At 68.0% G+C, this 17,461-nt stretch carries 14 protein-coding genes; 7 read left to right on the top strand and 7 right to left on the bottom strand.

Going from position 1 to position 17,461, the window contains the following annotated elements; translation table 11 throughout:
* Positions 1 to 291: 291 nt before the first annotated feature.
* Positions 292 to 1,662, bottom strand: coding sequence for a cystathionine beta-synthase (locus ABGB08_RS50535; RefSeq protein WP_155354748.1), 1,371 nt, complete (start codon positions 1,660 to 1,662; stop codon positions 292 to 294).
* 127 nt (positions 1,663 to 1,789) lie between these two features.
* On the opposite strand from ABGB08_RS50535, the gene ABGB08_RS50530 reads away from it, so the two are divergent.
* The 3 genes from ABGB08_RS50530 (at position 1,790) to ABGB08_RS50520 (ending at position 5,466) form a co-directional block, all read left to right on the top strand.
* Entirely contained in the window at positions 1,790 to 2,770 is a 981-nt protein-coding gene (locus ABGB08_RS50530) for an SGNH/GDSL hydrolase family protein (RefSeq protein WP_347606380.1), read from the top strand.
* Between the two features lie 47 nt (positions 2,771 to 2,817).
* The gene (locus ABGB08_RS50525) at positions 2,818 to 4,158 is read left to right on the top strand and encodes a PQQ-binding-like beta-propeller repeat protein (protein WP_347606377.1); all 1,341 of its coding nucleotides are present in this window, start codon (positions 2,818 to 2,820) and stop codon (positions 4,156 to 4,158) included.
* 90 nt (positions 4,159 to 4,248) lie between these two features.
* Positions 4,249 to 5,466 (top strand): acetyl-CoA C-acetyltransferase, encoded by a 1,218-nt coding sequence (locus ABGB08_RS50520; protein ID WP_347606374.1) that lies wholly within the window; start codon positions 4,249 to 4,251, stop codon positions 5,464 to 5,466.
* 156 nt (positions 5,467 to 5,622) lie between these two features.
* On the opposite strand, the gene ABGB08_RS50515 is transcribed toward ABGB08_RS50520, so the two are convergent.
* From ABGB08_RS50515 to ABGB08_RS50505, 3 genes are all read right to left on the bottom strand, one after another.
* Positions 5,623 to 6,033, bottom strand: a complete 411-nt coding sequence (locus ABGB08_RS50515) for a PPOX class F420-dependent oxidoreductase (RefSeq protein WP_347606371.1) — start codon at positions 6,031 to 6,033, stop codon at positions 5,623 to 5,625.
* Between the two features lie 68 nt (positions 6,034 to 6,101).
* A complete protein-coding gene (locus ABGB08_RS50510; protein WP_155342170.1) occupies positions 6,102 to 6,329 on the bottom strand; it encodes a DUF4287 domain-containing protein in 228 nt (75 codons plus the stop codon).
* A gap of 193 nt (positions 6,330 to 6,522) precedes the next feature.
* Positions 6,523 to 7,314, bottom strand: coding sequence for a Bax inhibitor-1/YccA family protein (locus tag ABGB08_RS50505; RefSeq protein WP_347606368.1), 792 nt, complete (start codon positions 7,312 to 7,314; stop codon positions 6,523 to 6,525).
* A 246-nt stretch (positions 7,315 to 7,560) separates the two neighbouring features.
* Between ABGB08_RS50505 and ABGB08_RS50500 the strand changes: the two genes are divergently transcribed.
* Positions 7,561 to 10,611: a BTAD domain-containing putative transcriptional regulator gene (locus ABGB08_RS50500; RefSeq protein WP_347606365.1), complete on the top strand. Its 3,051-nt coding sequence runs from the start codon at positions 7,561 to 7,563 to the stop codon at positions 10,609 to 10,611.
* Positions 10,612 to 10,615: 4 nt separating this feature from the next.
* Here the strand turns inward: ABGB08_RS50500 and ABGB08_RS50495 are convergent, their stop codons facing one another.
* From ABGB08_RS50495 to ABGB08_RS50485, 3 genes are all read right to left on the bottom strand, one after another.
* Positions 10,616 to 11,263, bottom strand: coding sequence for a M15 family metallopeptidase (locus ABGB08_RS50495; RefSeq protein ID WP_347606362.1), 648 nt, complete (start codon positions 11,261 to 11,263; stop codon positions 10,616 to 10,618).
* A gap of 65 nt (positions 11,264 to 11,328) precedes the next feature.
* The gene (locus ABGB08_RS50490; RefSeq protein ID WP_347606359.1) at positions 11,329 to 12,726 is read right to left on the bottom strand and encodes a VCBS repeat-containing protein; all 1,398 of its coding nucleotides are present in this window, start codon (positions 12,724 to 12,726) and stop codon (positions 11,329 to 11,331) included.
* A gap of 16 nt (positions 12,727 to 12,742) precedes the next feature.
* Positions 12,743 to 14,140 (bottom strand): VCBS repeat-containing protein, encoded by a 1,398-nt coding sequence (locus ABGB08_RS50485; RefSeq protein WP_347606356.1) that lies wholly within the window; start codon positions 14,138 to 14,140, stop codon positions 12,743 to 12,745.
* Between the two features lie 934 nt (positions 14,141 to 15,074).
* On the opposite strand from ABGB08_RS50485, the gene ABGB08_RS50480 reads away from it, so the two are divergent.
* From ABGB08_RS50480 to ABGB08_RS50470, 3 genes are all read left to right on the top strand, one after another.
* Positions 15,075 to 16,076 carry a glycoside hydrolase family 11 protein gene (locus ABGB08_RS50480; protein WP_347606353.1) on the top strand — a complete coding sequence of 334 codons (1,002 nt, stop codon included), beginning with the start codon at positions 15,075 to 15,077 and terminating at the stop codon, positions 16,074 to 16,076.
* 125 nt (positions 16,077 to 16,201) lie between these two features.
* Positions 16,202 to 16,948, top strand: a complete 747-nt coding sequence (locus ABGB08_RS50475) for a MerR family transcriptional regulator (RefSeq protein WP_347606350.1) — start codon at positions 16,202 to 16,204, stop codon at positions 16,946 to 16,948.
* Positions 16,915 to 17,205 (top strand): hypothetical protein, encoded by a 291-nt coding sequence (locus tag ABGB08_RS50470; RefSeq protein WP_347606347.1) that lies wholly within the window; start codon positions 16,915 to 16,917, stop codon positions 17,203 to 17,205. Before ABGB08_RS50475 ends, ABGB08_RS50470 begins: the two co-directional genes overlap by 34 nt.
* The last annotated feature ends 256 nt before the right edge of the window (positions 17,206 to 17,461 follow it).

Raw genomic sequence — 17,461 nt, 5'->3', positions numbered from 1 at the left:
AGCAGCGTGGTTCTCCCACCCGCCCACCCTTTTGATTTCCCTCGGGCTCCGCCCGACCCCGCCGACGCCGTGGCTGCCCCAACGGAATCACAACCACGGCGATTTGTTTCCAGGGCTTCCGCCCCACCCTCCGCCGTTTCCAGGCCTTCCGCCCCGCTCCGCCATTTCATGGCTACCGCCCCGCTCCGCCATTTCAGGGCTTCCGCCCCGCTCCCCCACCGTTCCCAGGCTTCCGCCCCCGCTCCCCGCCGGTGACGGTTTTCGCCGTCCCGGCGCCAAGAGTGCTATGACCTAGTGGGTTGCGAGGAAGGTCAATAGGTCTTGGCGGGTGAGGAGGCCGATGGGTTTGCCGTCGTCTAGGACTACGGCGGCGTCGGCTTTTTCCAAGGCGTCGACTGCGCGGGCTACTGGTTCGCCGGAGCCGATCATGGGGAGGGGGGCGGACATGTGGTCGCCCAGGGGGTCCTCGGCGCGGACTTTGCCGCGGTAGAGGCCGTCCAGGAGGTCGCGTTCGACGATGGAGCCGACCACTTCGGCGGCCATCACCGGGGGTTCCTCCTTCATGACGGGGAGTTGGGAGACGCTGTACTCGCGCATGATCGCGATAGCCGTACCGACCGATTCGTGTGGGTGGACGTGGACGAATTCGGGGAGGACGCCGGTTTTGCGGCTGAGTACGTCGCGGACCATGCCCTCGTCGTCGGCGGTGGACAGGAAGCCGTAGTCGGCCATCCACTCATCGTTGAAGATCTTGGAAAGGTAGCCGCGGCCGCTGTCCGGCAGCAGGACCACCACGATGTCGTCGGGTCCGGCCCGCTCGGCCACGCGCAGCGCCGCGACCACGGCCATCCCGCACGATCCGCCCACCAGCAGGGCTTCCTCGCGGGCCAGCCGCCGGGTCATCCCGAACGAGTCCTTGTCCGAGACGGCGATGATCTCGTCGCAGATGGTGGTGTCGTAGGTGGCCGGCCAGATGTCCTCCCCGACCCCTTCCACCAGGTATGGCCGCCCGGTTCCGCCGGAATACACCGACCCTTCCGGATCGGCCCCGATCACCTGAACCCGCCCGCCGGACACCTCCTTGAGGAACCGCCCGGTCCCGCTGATCGTCCCGCCGGTCCCGATGCCCGCGACGAAATGCGTGATCCGCCCGTCGGTCTGCTCCCACAGCTCAGGCCCGGTCGAATAGTAGTGACTGGCCGGATTCTCCGGATTCGAGTACTGATCCGGCTTCCACGCGTTGGGCACATCCCGCGCCAGCCGATCCGACACCGAATAGTACGAATCCGGATGATCAGGCGACACCGCGGTCGGGCACACCACGACCTCCGCCCCGTACGCCCGGAGCACCGCGATCTTGTCCTGGGCCACCTTGTCCGGGCAGACGAACAGGCACTTGTACCCTCGTTCCTGCGCCACGATGGCCAGCCCGACCCCGGTGTTCCCCGAGGTAGGCTCGACAATCGTGCCGCCGGGAACGAGCGCGCCGCTCTTCTCGGCCGCCTCGACCATCCGCACCGCGATGCGGTCCTTCACCGAGCCACCGGGGTTGAAATACTCCACCTTGGCCAGAACCTGGGCGGGAGCGCCCGCCGCAACCTTGCGCAGCCGTACGAGCGGGGTGTTGCCCATCAACTCGATCAGCGAATCGTGTACGCGCACCGCGAGAACCACCTTTGTACTGGAGCGTTTTGCCGAAGCTTTGTCAGCCTGCCGGTAGCCGGGGTCCCGAGGGGGTGGCCAGGACTCGGCTAGTTTCTGTCTCACACCGTATATGGGGGAGGCTGGTGTGATCTGGACTCCGGGAGCGGTCAGAGCCGCGCGCCGCATCGCCACTGCGGCCGTGGTCGGCGGTGGTGGCCTGACCGCGCTGGGCGCCGCCGCCTACGGCCTGCTCTTCGCCGAAGCCCTGCTGGCCCGCCGGATCGTCGGCCAGCCCCACGGCCTGGACGGCCCGCCGTCCGACGGCCTGTACGGCGCCGACTTCCCTGGCCAGCCTATCCGGCTGGCGATGCTGGGCGACTCCACCTCGGTCGGCCTCGGCACCACCACCCCGGCCCACACCCCGGGCGTGAGCATCGCCAACGGCCTGGCCGCGGTGGCGGAACGCCCGGTCCGGCTGACCGTGGCGGGGCAGTCCGGCGCCGCCTCCGCCGACCTGGCCGTGCAGGTGGACCGGGCGCTCCAGGCTCACCCGGAGATTGCGGTGATCTTCATCGGGGCCAACGACGTGACCACGCAGACGCCGCCGGCTCAGGCCGTACGGCATCTGCAGAAGGCGGTGCGGCGGCTCAGGGAGGAGGGCTGCGAAGTCGTTGTCGGGACATGTCCGGATCTGGGGACGGTGCGGCCGATCGCGCAGCCGTTGCGGTGGGTGACCCGGCGGTGGAGCCGGCAGCTCGCGGCCGCGCAGACCGTGGCCGTGGTCGAGGCGGGCGGGCGGACGGTGGCCTTCGCCGACCTGCTCGGACCGGAATTCATGACATATCCGGCAGAAATGTTCGGACCCGATCGATTCCATCCATCTGACCGAGGCTACCTACAGGCCGCTTACACGGTGCTACCGTCTGTATGCGCCGCGTTGGGGTTGTGGCCAGAACCGGAACCCGAGCGCGTCGAAGGCTCGCAATACCTTCTGGCGGCGATGGCCGTGGAGGAACCCGGCACCGAGGTCACGGCGACCCGCGTCGCCGGCCGAGCGGTCGGCCCCCACGGACGGTGGGCGGCCCTGCTCCGCCGGAGGCATGGGCCGATGCCCGGCAGCGCCTAGGTCTGGTCACCTTCCGCGTCCGGACCGTCACCCCCTGGAGGAGTGAAATGATCCGGCCTAATGCCCTCGCGCTCGCATTGCTGGCCAATGGAGCGCTGGTCGCGTGCTCCGGCAGCGACGCGGCCTCCACCTTCCCGGCCTGGCAGAACACCCAGGTGAACGTGGTCAGCCGGGTGTCGACCGGGGCGGGGGTGGCGGCGACCACCTCGATGCGTCCGGACGGGACGCTGGAGACGGTGGCGCTCGATCTGGCCAGCGGCAAGAAGTTGTGGGCCTATCCGGCCACGATGGCCGGGCGACTGCCCGGGATGGGGGTGCAGACGCCCGCGACCGTGGAGACCAGCGCGGGTCACGCCGTGGTGGCGGCCGTCGATCCCACCAAGCAGGGCAAATGGAACGCGACGCTGTCGGTGCGGGACGCGAAGACCGGGCAGCAGAAGTGGGCCAGGCCGGTCCACTCGACGTTCGGGCCGCAGCGGTGCGGGCCCTACCTGTGCCTGTCGGAGCACACGGCGCTGGCGGGGGCGCGGATGGTGGTGCTGGATCCGCAGACCGGCAAGATGCTGTGGCGGCTGCCCGGGATCGCCGAGGTCGAGTGGTCGGATCAGAACCGGGTCGTGGTGCTGCGGCTGGCGGCCAATCCGGTGCTTGAGTCGTACGAGCTGAAGACCGGCAAGGCGCAGTGGCAGCTGCCGATCGAGCAGGCGCTGGGTGAGGGCATCGATCTGTCCGGTGGGTGGGCGTTCGGGGCCACCGGGGACAAGCTGGTGGGGTATGTCGCGCCCTATACGAACCAGCGGAGCAAGAAGACGTCCACATTCGGGCTGTTCTCGGTGCGGCTGTCCGACGGGATGGTGGACTGGATGCGGCCGTCCGTGGTGCGGGTGTATCCCAGCGGCAATCCCGCGTACGCGCCGGTGGTGCGGCCGGTCGACCAGCAGGGGCAGTATGGCGGGTTCGCCCGGTTGGACGGGGAGAGCGGGCGGGTGCTCGGGCAGATCACCGCGACCCAGGTGCCCGGGTCCGGGTGGTGGCTGGCGTTTCCCCCGAGGATGGACAAGCTGGGCTTCCTCCAGCACAACACCCCGAGCGCGGCATACGACCTGGCGAGCGGCCAGAAGGCCGAGGTGAAGGGTCTCAAGGCGTGGTCGTTCTGCGTCACCGATCCGCAGCCGCTGAAGCTGGCTGGGAACGTCACGCCCGGTTTCTACTCGATCGCGGCGCTGTGCGAGTTCGATCTGGCGACCGGCAAGCGGGTGGCGGGGACCGGCGCGCCGCCGTCGTGGTTCACCGGGAGCCAGGGCGGGTGGCGGCTGTGGCGGGATGAGAAGGGCGCGCTGCACGCGATCAAGGACGAGGCGGCGACGGCACCGGGGATGTACGGGTAACCGTACAAAGTTCTGGGCCGGGTGTGGCTTCCTTTCTACTGCGCGGTAACCTCCGAGAGGAGCCCAGCCGTACAACCCCAGGAGAGCCACATGCCCGAGGCAGTCATCGTCGCGACCGCGCGCTCGCCGATCGGCCGCGCCTTCAAGGGGTCGCTCAAGGACATCCGTCCGGACGACCTGACCGTACAGATGATCAGCGCCGCGCTGGCGAAGGTCCCGCAGCTGGATCCTGCCACGATCGACGACATCATGGTCGGCTGCGGCCAGCCGGCCGGGGAGCAGGGCTTCAACATCGCCCGGGTGGTCGCGGTGCGGCTCGGGCTGGACGGGGTGGCGGGGACGACCGTCCAGCGCTACTGCTCGTCGTCGTTGCAGACCACGCGGATGGCATTCCACGCGATCAAGGCCGGGGAGGGCGACATCTTCGTGTCGGCCGGGGTCGAGTGCGTGTCCCGCTACGGCAGTGGGGCGTCCGACCTGCCTGACGCCATGAACAGCGTGTTCCTGGACGCGAAGGGCCGTACCGACGCGGCCGCCGCGGGCGGGGCCGGGGTGTGGCACGATCCGCGTGAGGACGGACTGCTGCCCGATGTCTACATCGCGATGGGGCAGACCGCGGAGAACGTGGCCTCGCTCCGGTCGGTGTCCCGCAAGGAGCAGGACGAATTCGGGGTGCGGTCCCAGAATCTGGCCGAGAAGGCGCTGGCCAACGGGTTCTGGGAGCGGGACATCACCCCGGCGACGCTGCCCGGCGGGACCGTGGTCAGCAAGGACGACGGGCCGCGGGCGGGCACCACGTATGAGGCGGTGTCCCAGCTGAAGCCGGTGTTCCGGCCGGACGGCACGGTCACCGCGGGCAACTGCTGCCCGCTCAACGACGGCGCGGCGGCCGTGGTCGTGATGAGCGACACCAAGGCCGCGGAGCTGGGCATCACGCCGCTGGCCCGGGTGGTGTCGACCGGAGTGACCGGTCTGTCGCCGGAGATCATGGGTCTGGGGCCGGTGGAGGCTTCCCGGCGGGCGCTGGCACGGGCCGGGATGGCCATCGGGGACGTCGACCTGGTCGAGATCAACGAGGCGTTCGCGGCCCAGGTCATCCCCTCCTACCAGGAGCTCGGGATCGACCTGGACCGGCTGAACGTGAACGGCGGCGCGATCGCGGTGGGGCACCCGTTCGGGATGACCGGGGCGCGCATCACCTCGACCCTGATCAACAGCCTGCAGTTCCACGACAAGGCGATCGGCCTGGAGACCATGTGCGTGGGCGGCGGGCAGGGCATGGCCATGATCCTGGAGCGGCTCAGCTGACCCAGCTCAGTCCGCATTCCCATGGCGGCGCCGGACTGCCTGGCAAGCTGGCCGTTCATTCGGCCCTGCTCAGTCGGCATTCCCCCGGCGTCGCCAGAATGCCTGGCGAGTCGGCGGTTCGTTGAGCCCTGCGCAGAGGTGCTCAGCCTGTCGTGCTCAGCCCTGGAAGTCGGGACCGGCTTTGGTGATCCGTACCCGGATCAGGACGCGCTGGTCCCGCTCCATGGCGGCGCGGTAGTCGTCCCAGTCGGGGTGTTCGCCGCTGATGTCCCGGTAGTAGGCGACCAGGGGTTCCATGGCATCCGGCAGGGACAGGACGTCGGCGGTCCCCTCGACCTGCACCCAGGGGCCGTAGAACCCATCGTTCATCACCGTCAGGAACACCTGCGGATTTTTCCGGATATTTCGCGTTTTGACGGCGGTCTCGCGGGTGCTGATCACCACGCGTCCTTCGGCGTCGGCGCCCACCGTCACCGGCGACATCTGCGGACGGCCATCCGCGTGCCAGGTCATCAGGACGGCACGATGGTTGGCGCGGACGAATTCGAGAGCTTTCGCTGCATCCATGCCGTCCATCATGCTGGAACGATCAAGCGCCCGCACCGGCGGACGGCACGGGCGCGAAGCAGGTGTTTCTAGAAGAAGTGGCCGCGGCGCCGGCGCTCGTGCTCCAGCACGATGGCGGCAGCGTAGCCGTGGGTCAGCCCGTGCTCATCCGCGAGCCAGTTTGCGCGCTCGTCGCAGCGCAGGAAAGCCGGGCCGTTGTCGATGGCTTGAAACCACTCTGGGAGTTCGCGACCGGTAATGGATGGAACGCGCGCGATCAGCTTTGTCTGTGTCTCCGGTGAGTGGTTCAACGACATGGGCACCTCCACGGGTAAGGCTCCTTTTGGTTGACACTGCCTCACTCATCGGGGCTTGACAAGACCCCATTAGACATCCATTCGTTACGAGATGTTGATCATTCGTTGCCGTGGGTATCTCTTGACCTAAAAACAAGACGCCCCCCGGAACTCCCGGAAGGCGCCTGTTCTGGTACGGCTTACGCCGCGACGATCAGTCGTCGCCGCTGAAGTAGCTCAGCAGCCGCAGGACCTCCAGGTAGATCCAGACCAGGCTGAGCGCCAGGCCGAAGGCCATCAGCCAGGAGAACTTCTCCGGCACCCCGGCCCGCACGCCCTCGTTGATCTGGTCGAAGTCGAGGAGCAGGAAGAAGCAGCCCAGCAGGATCATGCCGACGCTGAAGGCGATCGCCAGCGGCCCGCCGGACCGGAGCCCGAGCCCGCCGTCCACGAAGATACTCGCGATGAGATTCACCAGGATCAGGCCGACGGCGGCAATCGCCGCGCCGATCACGAACTTGGTGAACTTCGGCGTCGGCCGGAAGATCTTCAGCGAATAGACCGCGAGCGTGCCGAGGAAGGCCATCATCGTGCCCAGCACGGCCTGCAGCACGATCCCGGGGAAGCGGGCCTCGAAGTAGTTACTGATCACCCCGAGGAACACGCCCTCGAAGGCCGCGTACCCCAGCACCAGCGCCGGGTTCGGCCGCTGGGTGAAGGAAACGATCAGTCCGAGCACGAGGGCCACCAGCGCGGCCCCGACCCCGATCCCGATTCCCCAGTCCAGATACCAGGAAGTGCCGGCCGTAGCGAGGATCACCCCAAGGACGATGAAGCCCTTCATGACGACGTCGTCCATCGTCATGGTCCGCGAAATCGTCGGCGGCGCGTACGACGGCGCGTTGTACATCTCGTTCAGCTGCTGAGGACTCGGCGCGGGTCCCGACCAGCCCTGCTGGCCGACGCTCCCCCGCCGACTAAATATCGGGTTCCTGCTCTCCACCATTCCTCCACGAAGCGGGCTACATGATCAGCGTAGTGCCATGCTCCCTTGTGAACGGGGCTCCCGCAAGAGCAGCCACTACACCACATCGCCCAACGCGCCAACCCCTGGCGAAGTTCCCGGCGATTCTTCGATGCGGGTGAGCGGGCGCGTGAGCACGCCGGGAGCCGGTGGTCAGGTAGCCAAGATCGGGCGATGACGCGATCATTGTTCCCTGCCATCGCGCATGAGATATCTCGGGAGCGTCTGATGGAGTTTCGGGTACTTGGCCCGGTTGAGGCCTGGCACGGTGGGCGGCGGGTGCCGCTGGGAGGGCCGAAACCCCGGGCCCTGCTCGCGGCGCTGCTGCTGGAGTTCCCCCGGGTGGTGTCGGCGGACCGGCTGATCGACCTGCTCTGGGACGAGCGGCCGCCCGGGTCGGCGCGGGCGTCTATCCAGACCTACGTCTCCACCCTCCGGCGCGGCCTGACCGTCCCCGGCCAGCCCGAGGTGATCGAGACCCGCCCGCCCGGCTACCTGCTCCAGCTGCGCGAGGACCAGCTGGACCAGCTGGTGTTCGACCGGCTGGTCGGCGAGGGCCGCTCGGCCGCCCGCGCCGGACGCGCGGACGAGGCGGCGCAGGCGTTCGGCGACGCCCTGAAGTTGTGGCACGGCGACTCGCTGGGCGGGATCGGCGAGGCCCTGCGGACCGAGGCCGCCGCCCTGGACCACAAGCGCCTGGAGGTGACCGAGGAGCGGGTCGCCGCCGAACTGCTCCTGGGCCGGTACGGCGCGACCGTGGCCGAGCTCACCGCGCTGGTCGGCGCGCACCCGCTGCGCGAGCGCGCCCGCGGCCAGCTGATGACCGCCCTGTACGGCCTCGGCCGCCAGAGCGAGGCACTGGCCGTCTACCACGAGGGGAGGCGGGCACTCTCCGCGGAACTCGGCCTCGACCCCGGCCCTGACCTGCAACGCCTGCACGCGACGATCCTCCGCGGCGAGCCTCTCGCCCAGGAAAGCCCGCCGGTGACCATAGCCGAGGCGCAGGGGCGCGCGGTGATCCCCGCCCAGCTCCCGCCCAGCGTGCCCGACTTCACCGGCCGGGACGAGCTGGTCGGCGAGATCGTGGACGGGCTCGTGGTCGCGGGGAACGCGCCGCCGGTCTTCGTGATCTGCGGGAAGGGCGGGGTGGGCAAGTCCGCGCTGGCCGTGTTCGTGGCGCACGCGGTGTCAGGGGCGTACCCGGATGGACAGCTCTTCGCGGACATGCGCGGGTGCACCGATCTGCCCGCCGGGCCCGAGGAGGTGCTGGCCCGCTTCCTGCGCGCCCTCGGGGTGGAGCCCGGCTCGCTGCCGGATTCGTTCCAGGATCGGCTCGATCTCTACCGGAGCCTGCTGTCCCAGCGGCGGGTGCTGGTGGTGCTCGACGACGCGCGCTCCGAGCGGCAGGTCCGGCCGTTGCTGCCCGCCGGAAGGGGGTGCGCGGTCCTGGTCACCGCGCGGGGCAGGTTCCCCGGTCTGGGCGGAGCTCGTGCGATTGACCTGGAGGTCATGGCGGAGCCGGCTGCCTTGGACCTGCTCGCCGGGATCGTCGGCTCCGATCGGGTGGCGGCGGAACGTGCGGCCGCGGGCGAGATCGTCCGGCTCTGCGGAGGGCTGCCACTGGCCGTGCGTACGGCCGGGGGGCGGCTGAACACGCGGCGCCATTGGCCGTTGAGCATGTTGGTGGACCGGCTGAGCGACGAGCGCTGGCGGCTGGACGAGCTGTCCGCCGGTGATCTGGAGGTGCGCTCCAGCGTCGCCTTCAGCTACCGGCTGCTGGACGAGGAGGCCAAGGCGGCGTTCCGGCGGCTGGCGGTGCTGGGCGGCCCCGACTTCCCGGCCTGGATCGCCGCGCCCCTGCTCGACCTGCCGCCGCGCGCCGCCGAGGACGTGGTGGAGCGGCTGGTCGACGCGCAACTGCTGGACTTCGTCGCGGTGGACGCGGTCGGCCAGGTCCGCTACCGGCTGCACGAACTGCTCCGGGTGTACGCCAGGGAGCGGGCCCAGCAGGAGGAGTCGGAGGCGGACCTGCGGGCGGCGGTCGGACGCGTGCTGGGTAACTGGGTGTTCCTGATCTCGCGGATCGCTGAACGTACCCCGCCCGGCGAGATTCCGCTCCGCCGCGAGTACAGCACCGCACGCCCGGTCGACGACGACCTGGTCAGGCGGCTGCCGTCGGATCCGGTGGCGTGGCTGGAGGCGGAGACGCCGGCCCTCATCGCGGCGGTCGAGCGGGCCGCCGGAATGGACCTGGACGTGGCCGCCTGCGACCTGTCGGTCGCGCTCTCCTTCTCGGTGTTCTTCGTCGGCCCCCGGTTGGCCGAGTGGAGCCGCAGCCACGACGCCGCGCTCGCCGCAGCCCGCCGGTCAGGGAACCAGATGGGCGAGGCCACGCTGCTGGCCGCGCACGGGCAGATCTACTACGAGATGGATCGCTACGAGGAGGCGACCACCTACTTCGAGCAGGCCCTGTCCCGGTACGCATCGGCGGGCGACGTCCGGGGCGAAGCCGCTGTCCTGGCCGGGATGGGCAACGCGCGCCGGGAGCAGTGCCGGCTGCGGGAGGCGCTCACCCACCTCGGCCGGGCGGTCGAGATCTTCCGTACGCTCGGCGACGACGCCGCCATCGGGCACGCGGCGCGGCTGTCGGCCACCGTGCACCTGGAGCTCGGCGACTTCGACCGGCTGCCGCCGTTGCTGGCGGAGGCACTGGCGGCGTACCGGCGGGTGGGGAGCAGGCGCGGGGAGGCGCTGACCGTGCGCACGATCGGGCTGGCCTACCGGGCGGTCGGCGACCATGATCGGGCCGAGCAGGCGTGCGAGGCCGCGCTGCGGATGTTCCACGAGCTCGGCGACCAGTTCATGGCCGCGTACGGCGTGCAGGCCCTGGCCAAGACCCGGATCAGGCTGGGGCGGGGGGAGGCCATGCTCGCGCCGCTGGAGGAGGCGCTGGAGGTCTGCCGTGGCCAGCTCGACCGGTGGGGGCAGGCGTTGCTGCGCCGCACCATCGGCGAGTTGCACCTGGCCGGGGGACGGCTGGTGGAGGCCCGGACGGAGCTGGCCGCGGCCATCGCGCTGTCCGACGCGCTGGGCACACCGCTGCCCGCGGCCAGGGCCAGGCGCGATCTTGCCACCGTGCTGGACCTGGCCGGGGACTCCGGCCAGGCCGAGGTGGTACGGGAGCAGGCGATCGAGATGTTCCGCAGGTACGAGGCGCGGGAGCTCGCCGAGTTGACCGGGGCGGATGGGGCGCCCGCGCGGCTCGACCTGCCGTGGTGAGTCGTTACTGGCGGGCGGGGCCGTACATGGCGGCGGTTCCGGTGACGAAGGCCCAGTAGCGGTCGCCGTAGGACCAGTGCCACCACTCGGTGGGGTAGTTGACGAAGCCGGCTGCGGTGAGGGCGTCGATGAGGATCTGGCGGTTCTTTCGCTCCGCTGGGGAGATGTCCGGGGAGTCGGTGTAGCAGGGGCCTGCCGTGCCCACCGGGGTGGCGTTGACTTCGGTGCCCATGGGGAGTTCCGTACCGTCCGGTGTGCAGAGGGTCAGGTCCACGGCGGCTCCGGCCACGTGCGGTGCGACCTCGGGCGGCGAGATGTAGCGGGCGGTCTCGGCGCGGAGCTGCTCCTCAGTCCAGCCCGGCCGCGCCGCGCGCAGCTCGTCGAGCGACTCCTGGAAATACTGCTCCTGGAGCTGGTACGGGCGGTAGCCCTCCACCACGAGCAGCTGGTAGTGGCGGGGCAACCGGTCCTGGACGGTCCGCAGGCGGTCGGCGACGCCGTGCCGTACGTGCGCGAAGGCGCCGGCCGGGTCGGCGAGGCGGGGGTCGAGCCGGAAGCCGCCCTGGGCACGCAGGTCGACCAGCGGCTCGCCGCATTCGGCGACGGCGAGGTCGCGGATTCTGGGGTCTGACAACAGCACGATTTCTGACATCCTGCGCTTCTTTCCAGGGATGAGAATGACCGGCTCCACGTGTCGGGAGCCGGTCATTTAGGTGTTTAGAGGGAGATGGCGGTCAGGACGGCCCGGTTGTTGGACCAGGAGAAGTTGGGGTTGGCACCGGAGTTCCAGAACACGACCACCTGGCCGGTGGGGCGGATCTGGATGAGGTCGTCGAGACCGTCGCCGTTGAGGTCGCCCGTCTTGACCCGGTTCTTCTCGTTCATTGCGGTCAGGACGGCGCGGTTGTTGGACCAGGAGAAGTTGGGGTTCGCGCCGGAGTTCCAGAACGCGACCACCTGGCCGCCGGTGCGGGTCTGCAGGATGTCGTCGAGACCGTCGGCGTTGAAGTCGCCGACCTTGACCTCGTCCTTGGCCATAGCGGATAGCACGGCCCGGTTGTTGGACCAGGAGAAGTTCGGGTTGGCACCGGAGTTCCAGAACACGACCACCTGGCCGGTGGGCCGGGTCTGGACGATGTCGTCCAGACCGTCGTTGTTGAGGTCGCCGACGCTGATCTCGGCACTGTCGGTGATGGCGGTCAACACCAGGCGGTTGTTGGACCAGTTGAAGTTGGGGTTGGCGCCGGTGTTGAAGAAGACGACCAGATTCCCGTTGGCACGGATCTGAAGAATGTCATCGAGGTTGTCGCCGTTGAAGTCACCGACACGGATCATGGAGGGGTTGTCGATCCCGGTCAGCACACTGCGGTTGTTGCTCCAGGAGTAGTTGGGGTTGGCGCCGGAATTCCAGAACACCACGACCTGCTTGTCGTCACGGACCTGGACCAAGTCGTCGAGGCCGTCGCCGTTCAGGTCGCCGAACTGGATCCGGTGGCCATCGTTGGCCGGGGCCGGGGCGGTCGAGTCCTTGATGTTGCGGTAGCGGATCGGCTGGTAGGTGGTCAGGTCCGACCAGCTGTTGAAGCCGGTCTGACCGTGGGAGTTCGCGGTCGGGCCCTTGGCCCAGTCGTTCTCCCAGCCGTTGGCGTCCGGGTTGCCCGTGCCGTTCAGCGAGTAGACGTAGGCGCCCTGGCCGTGGTCGGACTCGTTCTTCCAGCCGGCGAACAGCTCGATATGGCCGGATCTGAGCAGCGCGTCACCTGGTAAGAGGTCGTGCAGGCTGGACAGGTTGATCTTGCCCGACCAGGAGGCGAAGCCGGAGGTGTTCAGGCCGCCGTACTGGCCCGGTTCGAGGTGCCAGACCATCGAGACGAAGCCCGAGCAGTCCGGGCCGTACCGGTGGGAGCCCTCCGGGTCGGTCGTGAGCGAGGCCGAGGAGCGGGTGAGGTTGTACTTGATGCCGCGATCCACCCAGTTCTGCGCGCGTTCGAGAACCTCGTTGCGGGTGATCTCGCCGCCCACGGTCGAGGCGTGTGCGGGCGTCACCGCGAGGATCATGCCGCTGGCGGCGGTGGCGGTGGCGAGCAGCAAGGTGATGAGTGTCTTCTTGAACATGGTGCTGCCTTTCGATTCAGAGGTAGATGCCGGTGAGCACGCTGCGGTTGTTGGACCAGTTGAAGTTGGGGTTGGCGTTGGTGTTCCAGAAGACGACGACCTGGCCGTTGGGTCGGATCTGGATGAGGTCGTCGAGACCGTCGCCGTTGAGGTCGCCCGTCTTGACCCGGTTCTTCTCGTTCATGGCGGTCAGGACGGCGCGGTTGTTGGACCAGGAGAAGTTGGGGTTCGCGCCGGAGTTCCAGAACGCGACGACCTGGCCGCCGGTGCGGGTCTGCAGGATGTCGTCCAGGCCGTCGGCGTTGAAGTCGCCGACCTTGACCTCGTCCTTGGCCATAGCGGACAGCACCGCCCGGTTGTTGGACCAGGAGAAGTTCGGGTTGGCACCGGAGTTCCAGAACACGACCACCTGACCGGTGGGCCGGGTCTGAACGATGTCGTCCAGACCGTCGTTGTTGAGGTCGCCAACGCTGACCTCGGCACTGTCGGTGATGGCGGTCAACACCAGGCGGTTGTTGGACCAGTTGAAGTTGGGGTTGGCGCCGGTGTTGAAGAAGACGACCAGATTCCCGTTGGCACGGATCTGAAGAATGTCATCGAGGTTGTCGCCGTTGAAGTCACCGACACGGATCATGGAGGGGTTGTCGATCCCGGTCAGCACACTGCGGTTGTTGCTCCAGGAGTAGTTGGGGTTGGCGCCGGAATTCCAGAACACCACGACCTGCTTGTCGTCACGGACCTGGACCAAGTCGTCGAGGCCGTCGCCGTTCAGGTCGCCGAACTGGATCCGGTGGCCATCGTTGGCCGGGGCCCCGAGTAGCGCGTTGACGATGAGCTGCGCGTCGGCGGCCTGCGGCTGGTACCGCTCCGGGTAGGCCGACACCTGAACCGCCTGGCACACCGCGCCCACCTGGGCGGTCTTCCAGGAATCGTTCGGATACTTCGCGATCATCTTGTTCAGGAAGGCGTTGGTGGCCCAGACGGGGTCAAGCCGTTGCGAAGCCGAGCCCCACGACCCGCGCTGCTGGAACAGGCCAAGGCTGTCGTGGTCCAGCTCCTCGGCGATGTTGTCGATGCTCGACTCGACGATGGCCGTCGTAACCGCGATCACCGCCGCCCGGGGGTCCAACCCCCGATCCCGTACGGTGTTGACGATCACCCGGGCGCAGGACACCCGGTAAGCGGACATGTAGCCACGCATTTTGGCGTTCAGCGTGCCGTTCAACTGGTTCGCCAGGGCCGAGTCGGCGGACGTGGGCCCCGACGGGTCGCAGGCCTCCAGGGCCCGCAGAGCGGTGAGGTCCGAAGCCTTCGGCTCCGGCGCGGCCACGGCCGGGCTGGCCAGCACCGCCAGCGCCAGCAGCCCACCGACCAAGCCACTGAACCGGCGCCGTACTTTGAGGGTGTCGCTCATGTGAAGTCCCATCTCGCAATGTCTGGCTGACACGGAGAAGACTTCGCGAGACGCCTATATGACCCCTCAAAGAGCTCTACAAAGACCATATACGGGCGTTTTTAGAACATTAGTTTCTGCTGACGGGACTGCCCCCGGGTAGTGGTATCGATCAAGCTCTTGTCCATCAGGATTTGAAGGCCTTGTAAGTGATCCGCAAGCGGCGACGGCGAATCTCGAGGTGGATCTGCATGGCGCCGGAATACGGAACGCCACGTTTAATCACGCCTCTCTGCGAGGCACCGACTTCTTTCTGCCTCAGCAGAAGACACGAGCTTCGAGTACACCGCGATCACTTCCTCGGCGCGAGCTGGGCCGCAAGCCCATCCCCGCCCGACGCCGTCGCACCTGCCCACGCGGTCAAACGCCACGTTTCTTGACGCGGTTGTGGCAAGGACGAGCGGCCGACATCCCCCACGACGGGCCGGCCACGATCATGCTCTACCCCATCGCACCGCGGGCAGCATGATCAGACGGATCCCTGAAACTTTCGGCAATACAGTCCAACTTTCGGCACAACAGACCCGTTTTTGATCATTCAAAAGACGCCTCTACCGATCAACCCCAAGCCCGATCGTCCAGATGGAGTCAATGAACAGGCCAAACACATTCCAAAGGAACCAAGAAGCAAGATCAGATTTCCGATATGTTTCTGAAAGTTGTTGACAGCTCGATGGAGTCGACACACACTTTCACCATCGACAGACCCTGTCGATCCGGGTCACTTGCCCCGACCTGGTCCTCCGGCCGTCGACCGCACGACGACCGGCCACCTCCGCCGCGTTGTACGGCGCCGACGCGCGGCGGCTCTCACCCTGTCCACCGACAGCTCCCGTCGGGTCGTATCGCGCTGCCCGGCCTCCCCCGGCCGGCCTTCACGAGGAGAAGCACGCACATGAACGACTCCCCCGCCCACCCGAAGAGCCGCAGACGCGGCCGCACCAGGCTGCTCATCGGCGGCGCCTGGGCCGCGGCACTGGCCCTGGTCACGATGATGCCCGGCATCGCCCACGCGGCCGTCACCACAAACCAGACCGGCACCAATAACGGCTACTTCTATTCCTTCTGGACTGACAGCCAGGGGACGGTCTCCATGGAACTGGGGTCCGGCGGCAATTACAGCACCTCATGGAGCAACACCGGGAACTTCGTTGCCGGCAAAGGCTGGAGCACCGGCGGGCGCAGAAGCGTGACCTATTCCGGCAGCTTCAACCCGTCCGGCAACGCATACCTGACCCTCTACGGTTGGACGAGAAACCCACTTATCGAGTACTACATCGTCGACAACTGGGGCACTTATCGGCCCACTGGAACATTCAAGGGCACAGTTACCAGCGACGGCGGCACGTACGACATCTACCAGACGACGCGCACCAACGCGCCCTCCATCGAAGGCACCAGAACCTTCCAGCAGTACTGGAGCGTCCGGCAGTCGAAGAAAACAGGCGGAACCATAACGAGCGGCAACCACTTCGACGCATGGGCCAGCAGGGGAATGAGTCTGGGCAGCCATGACTACATGATCCTCGCAACCGAGGGCTACCAGAGCAGCGGAAACTCCAACATCACGATCGGCGGCACCGGCGGCGGCGGCGGTGGCGGTGGCGGTGGCGGCGGCGGCGGCGGCGGCGGAAGCTGCACCGCATCCCTGTCCGCAGGCCAGTCGTGGAGCGACCGCTACAACCTCAGCGTCTCAGTCTCCGGCTCCAGCAACTGGACCGTGACGATGAACGTGCCATCCCCAGCGAAGATCATCGCTACCTGGAACATCAGCGCCAGCTACCCCAGCGCCCAGGTGCTGACCGCCAGGCCCAACGGCAACGGCAACAACTGGGGCGTCACCATCCAGCGCAACGGCAACTCGACCTGGCCAACGGTCTCCTGCAGCGCGAGCTGACCCCCAAAATTCCCGCAACACCGCACTTGTGGCGCGGCGGCCCATGTCCTCCGCGCCACACTGCTGCCGAGCTGACATATAGGCACTTACCGGCAGCACGACCTGCAGATTGTCAAGCTTCGTGGATGAGGAGCGGTTTGCTGCTGGCAGGAGCTTGCGTCTCCAGCAGGGGGAGGCGCGAGGGTGAGGGCATGGACGGCGACACGCTCTACTCGATCGGTGACCTGGCCCGGCGGACCGGCCTGACGGTCAAGGCCATCCGGTTCTACTCCGACCGGGGGATCGTGCCGCCCACTGACCGTAGCCCAGCCGGCCACCGCCTCTACGACATCGACGCCGTCGCACGCTTGGACCTCGTGCGGACGCTGCGCGAACTGGGACTGGACCTTCCCACGATCCGGAAGATTGCGGACCGGGAGATCTCCCTTCCCGAGGTCGCCGCAGCGCACGCCGAAGCACTGGCGGTGCAGATCCGCATGCTGCGCCTGCGGCGCGCGGTGCTGACGGCGGTGGCTAAGCGCGGGTCCACCCCTGAGGAGACGGATCTCATGCACAAGCTGGCCAAGCTCTCCGAGGACGAGCGCCGACAGCTGATCGGCGATTTCCTCGACACCGCCTTCGGCGGCCTGGACGCCACCACTGAATTCGCCGGGGTCAGACGCTCGATGACCCCCGAACTGCCCGACAATCCCGAGGCCGAGCAGGTCGAGGCGTGGGTGGAGCTGGCCGAACTGTCCCAGAACCCGGATTTTCGCGCCGGCATGCGGCGTATGGCTGAGCACCATGCGGTCGAACGTGCCCAGGGCGACACCACGAGCCTGCGCCGCGACTCCGCCGAATGGTCCGTGACCACGCCGGCCAGGCCCTGGTAGCGGGCATCGACCCGGCCTGGCCCCAGTCCGATCAGGTCGTCGCGGCGGTCACGGCTCAATACGCGCACGTCTTCGGCCGCCCCGACGACCTCGACCTTCGGCGTCAGCTGCTCACCCGGCTGGAGACCGCGAACGACCCTCGCAGGGAGCGGTACCTCCAACTACTCGCAGTGATCAACGACTGGCCGGCCCCGGAAAGCCTGGCACCGGCGTTGGACTGGTTCATCCAGGCCTTGCGCGCCCGGATACCGGGATAGGGCCCAGTCGCGGCGCAGCGAAGGTTCCGCCGGTAGCGGTACCAGGCCATGATCTGGCGCGGCTCGATCAGCAGACCCGCGACGCGGAACAGGAGCAGAACTCGCCCGGCTCGCCCGAAGAGCGGGCACGCAAACGCATCGATGACGCTTTCGACGACGGCAGCTGAAACACGGGCACGCTACGGGCACACCTTCCCGATGCCAGCCGTAGATCCCCGTAGACAGTCGGACAGAAGCATAAAGCCCGTAACCGCAT

The organism is Acrocarpospora sp. B8E8 (assembly GCF_039871605.1).
Classification (GTDB): domain Bacteria; phylum Actinomycetota; class Actinomycetes; order Streptosporangiales; family Streptosporangiaceae; genus Acrocarpospora; species Acrocarpospora macrocephala.
The sequence above is the reverse complement of the archived record's forward strand: the minus strand, read 5'-3'. Positions and strand labels throughout refer to the sequence as shown.

Excerpts from the sequence above, each read along its gene's own strand:
- ABGB08_RS50505 (WP_347606368.1), bottom strand. The coding sequence starts at position 7,314 with ATGGTGGAGAGCAGGAACCCGATATTTAGTCGGCGGGGGAGCGTCGGC.
- ABGB08_RS50495 (WP_347606362.1), bottom strand. The coding sequence starts at position 11,263 with ATGTCAGAAATCGTGCTGTTGTCAGACCCCAGAATCCGCGACCTCGCC.
- ABGB08_RS50520 (WP_347606374.1), top strand. The coding sequence starts at position 4,249 with ATGCCCGAGGCAGTCATCGTCGCGACCGCGCGCTCGCCGATCGGCCGC.
- ABGB08_RS50480 (WP_347606353.1), top strand. The coding sequence starts at position 15,075 with ATGAACGACTCCCCCGCCCACCCGAAGAGCCGCAGACGCGGCCGCACC.
- ABGB08_RS50510 (WP_155342170.1), bottom strand. The coding sequence starts at position 6,329 with ATGTCGTTGAACCACTCACCGGAGACACAGACAAAGCTGATCGCGCGC.
- ABGB08_RS50525 (WP_347606377.1), top strand. The coding sequence starts at position 2,818 with ATGATCCGGCCTAATGCCCTCGCGCTCGCATTGCTGGCCAATGGAGCG.
- ABGB08_RS50485 (WP_347606356.1), bottom strand. The coding sequence starts at position 14,140 with ATGAGCGACACCCTCAAAGTACGGCGCCGGTTCAGTGGCTTGGTCGGT.
- ABGB08_RS50475 (WP_347606350.1), top strand. The coding sequence starts at position 16,202 with ATGAGGAGCGGTTTGCTGCTGGCAGGAGCTTGCGTCTCCAGCAGGGGG.
- ABGB08_RS50500 (WP_347606365.1), top strand. The coding sequence starts at position 7,561 with ATGGAGTTTCGGGTACTTGGCCCGGTTGAGGCCTGGCACGGTGGGCGG.
- ABGB08_RS50470 (WP_347606347.1), top strand. The coding sequence starts at position 16,915 with ATGGTCCGTGACCACGCCGGCCAGGCCCTGGTAGCGGGCATCGACCCG.
- ABGB08_RS50490 (WP_347606359.1), bottom strand. The coding sequence starts at position 12,726 with ATGTTCAAGAAGACACTCATCACCTTGCTGCTCGCCACCGCCACCGCC.
- ABGB08_RS50515 (WP_347606371.1), bottom strand. The coding sequence starts at position 6,033 with ATGGATGCAGCGAAAGCTCTCGAATTCGTCCGCGCCAACCATCGTGCC.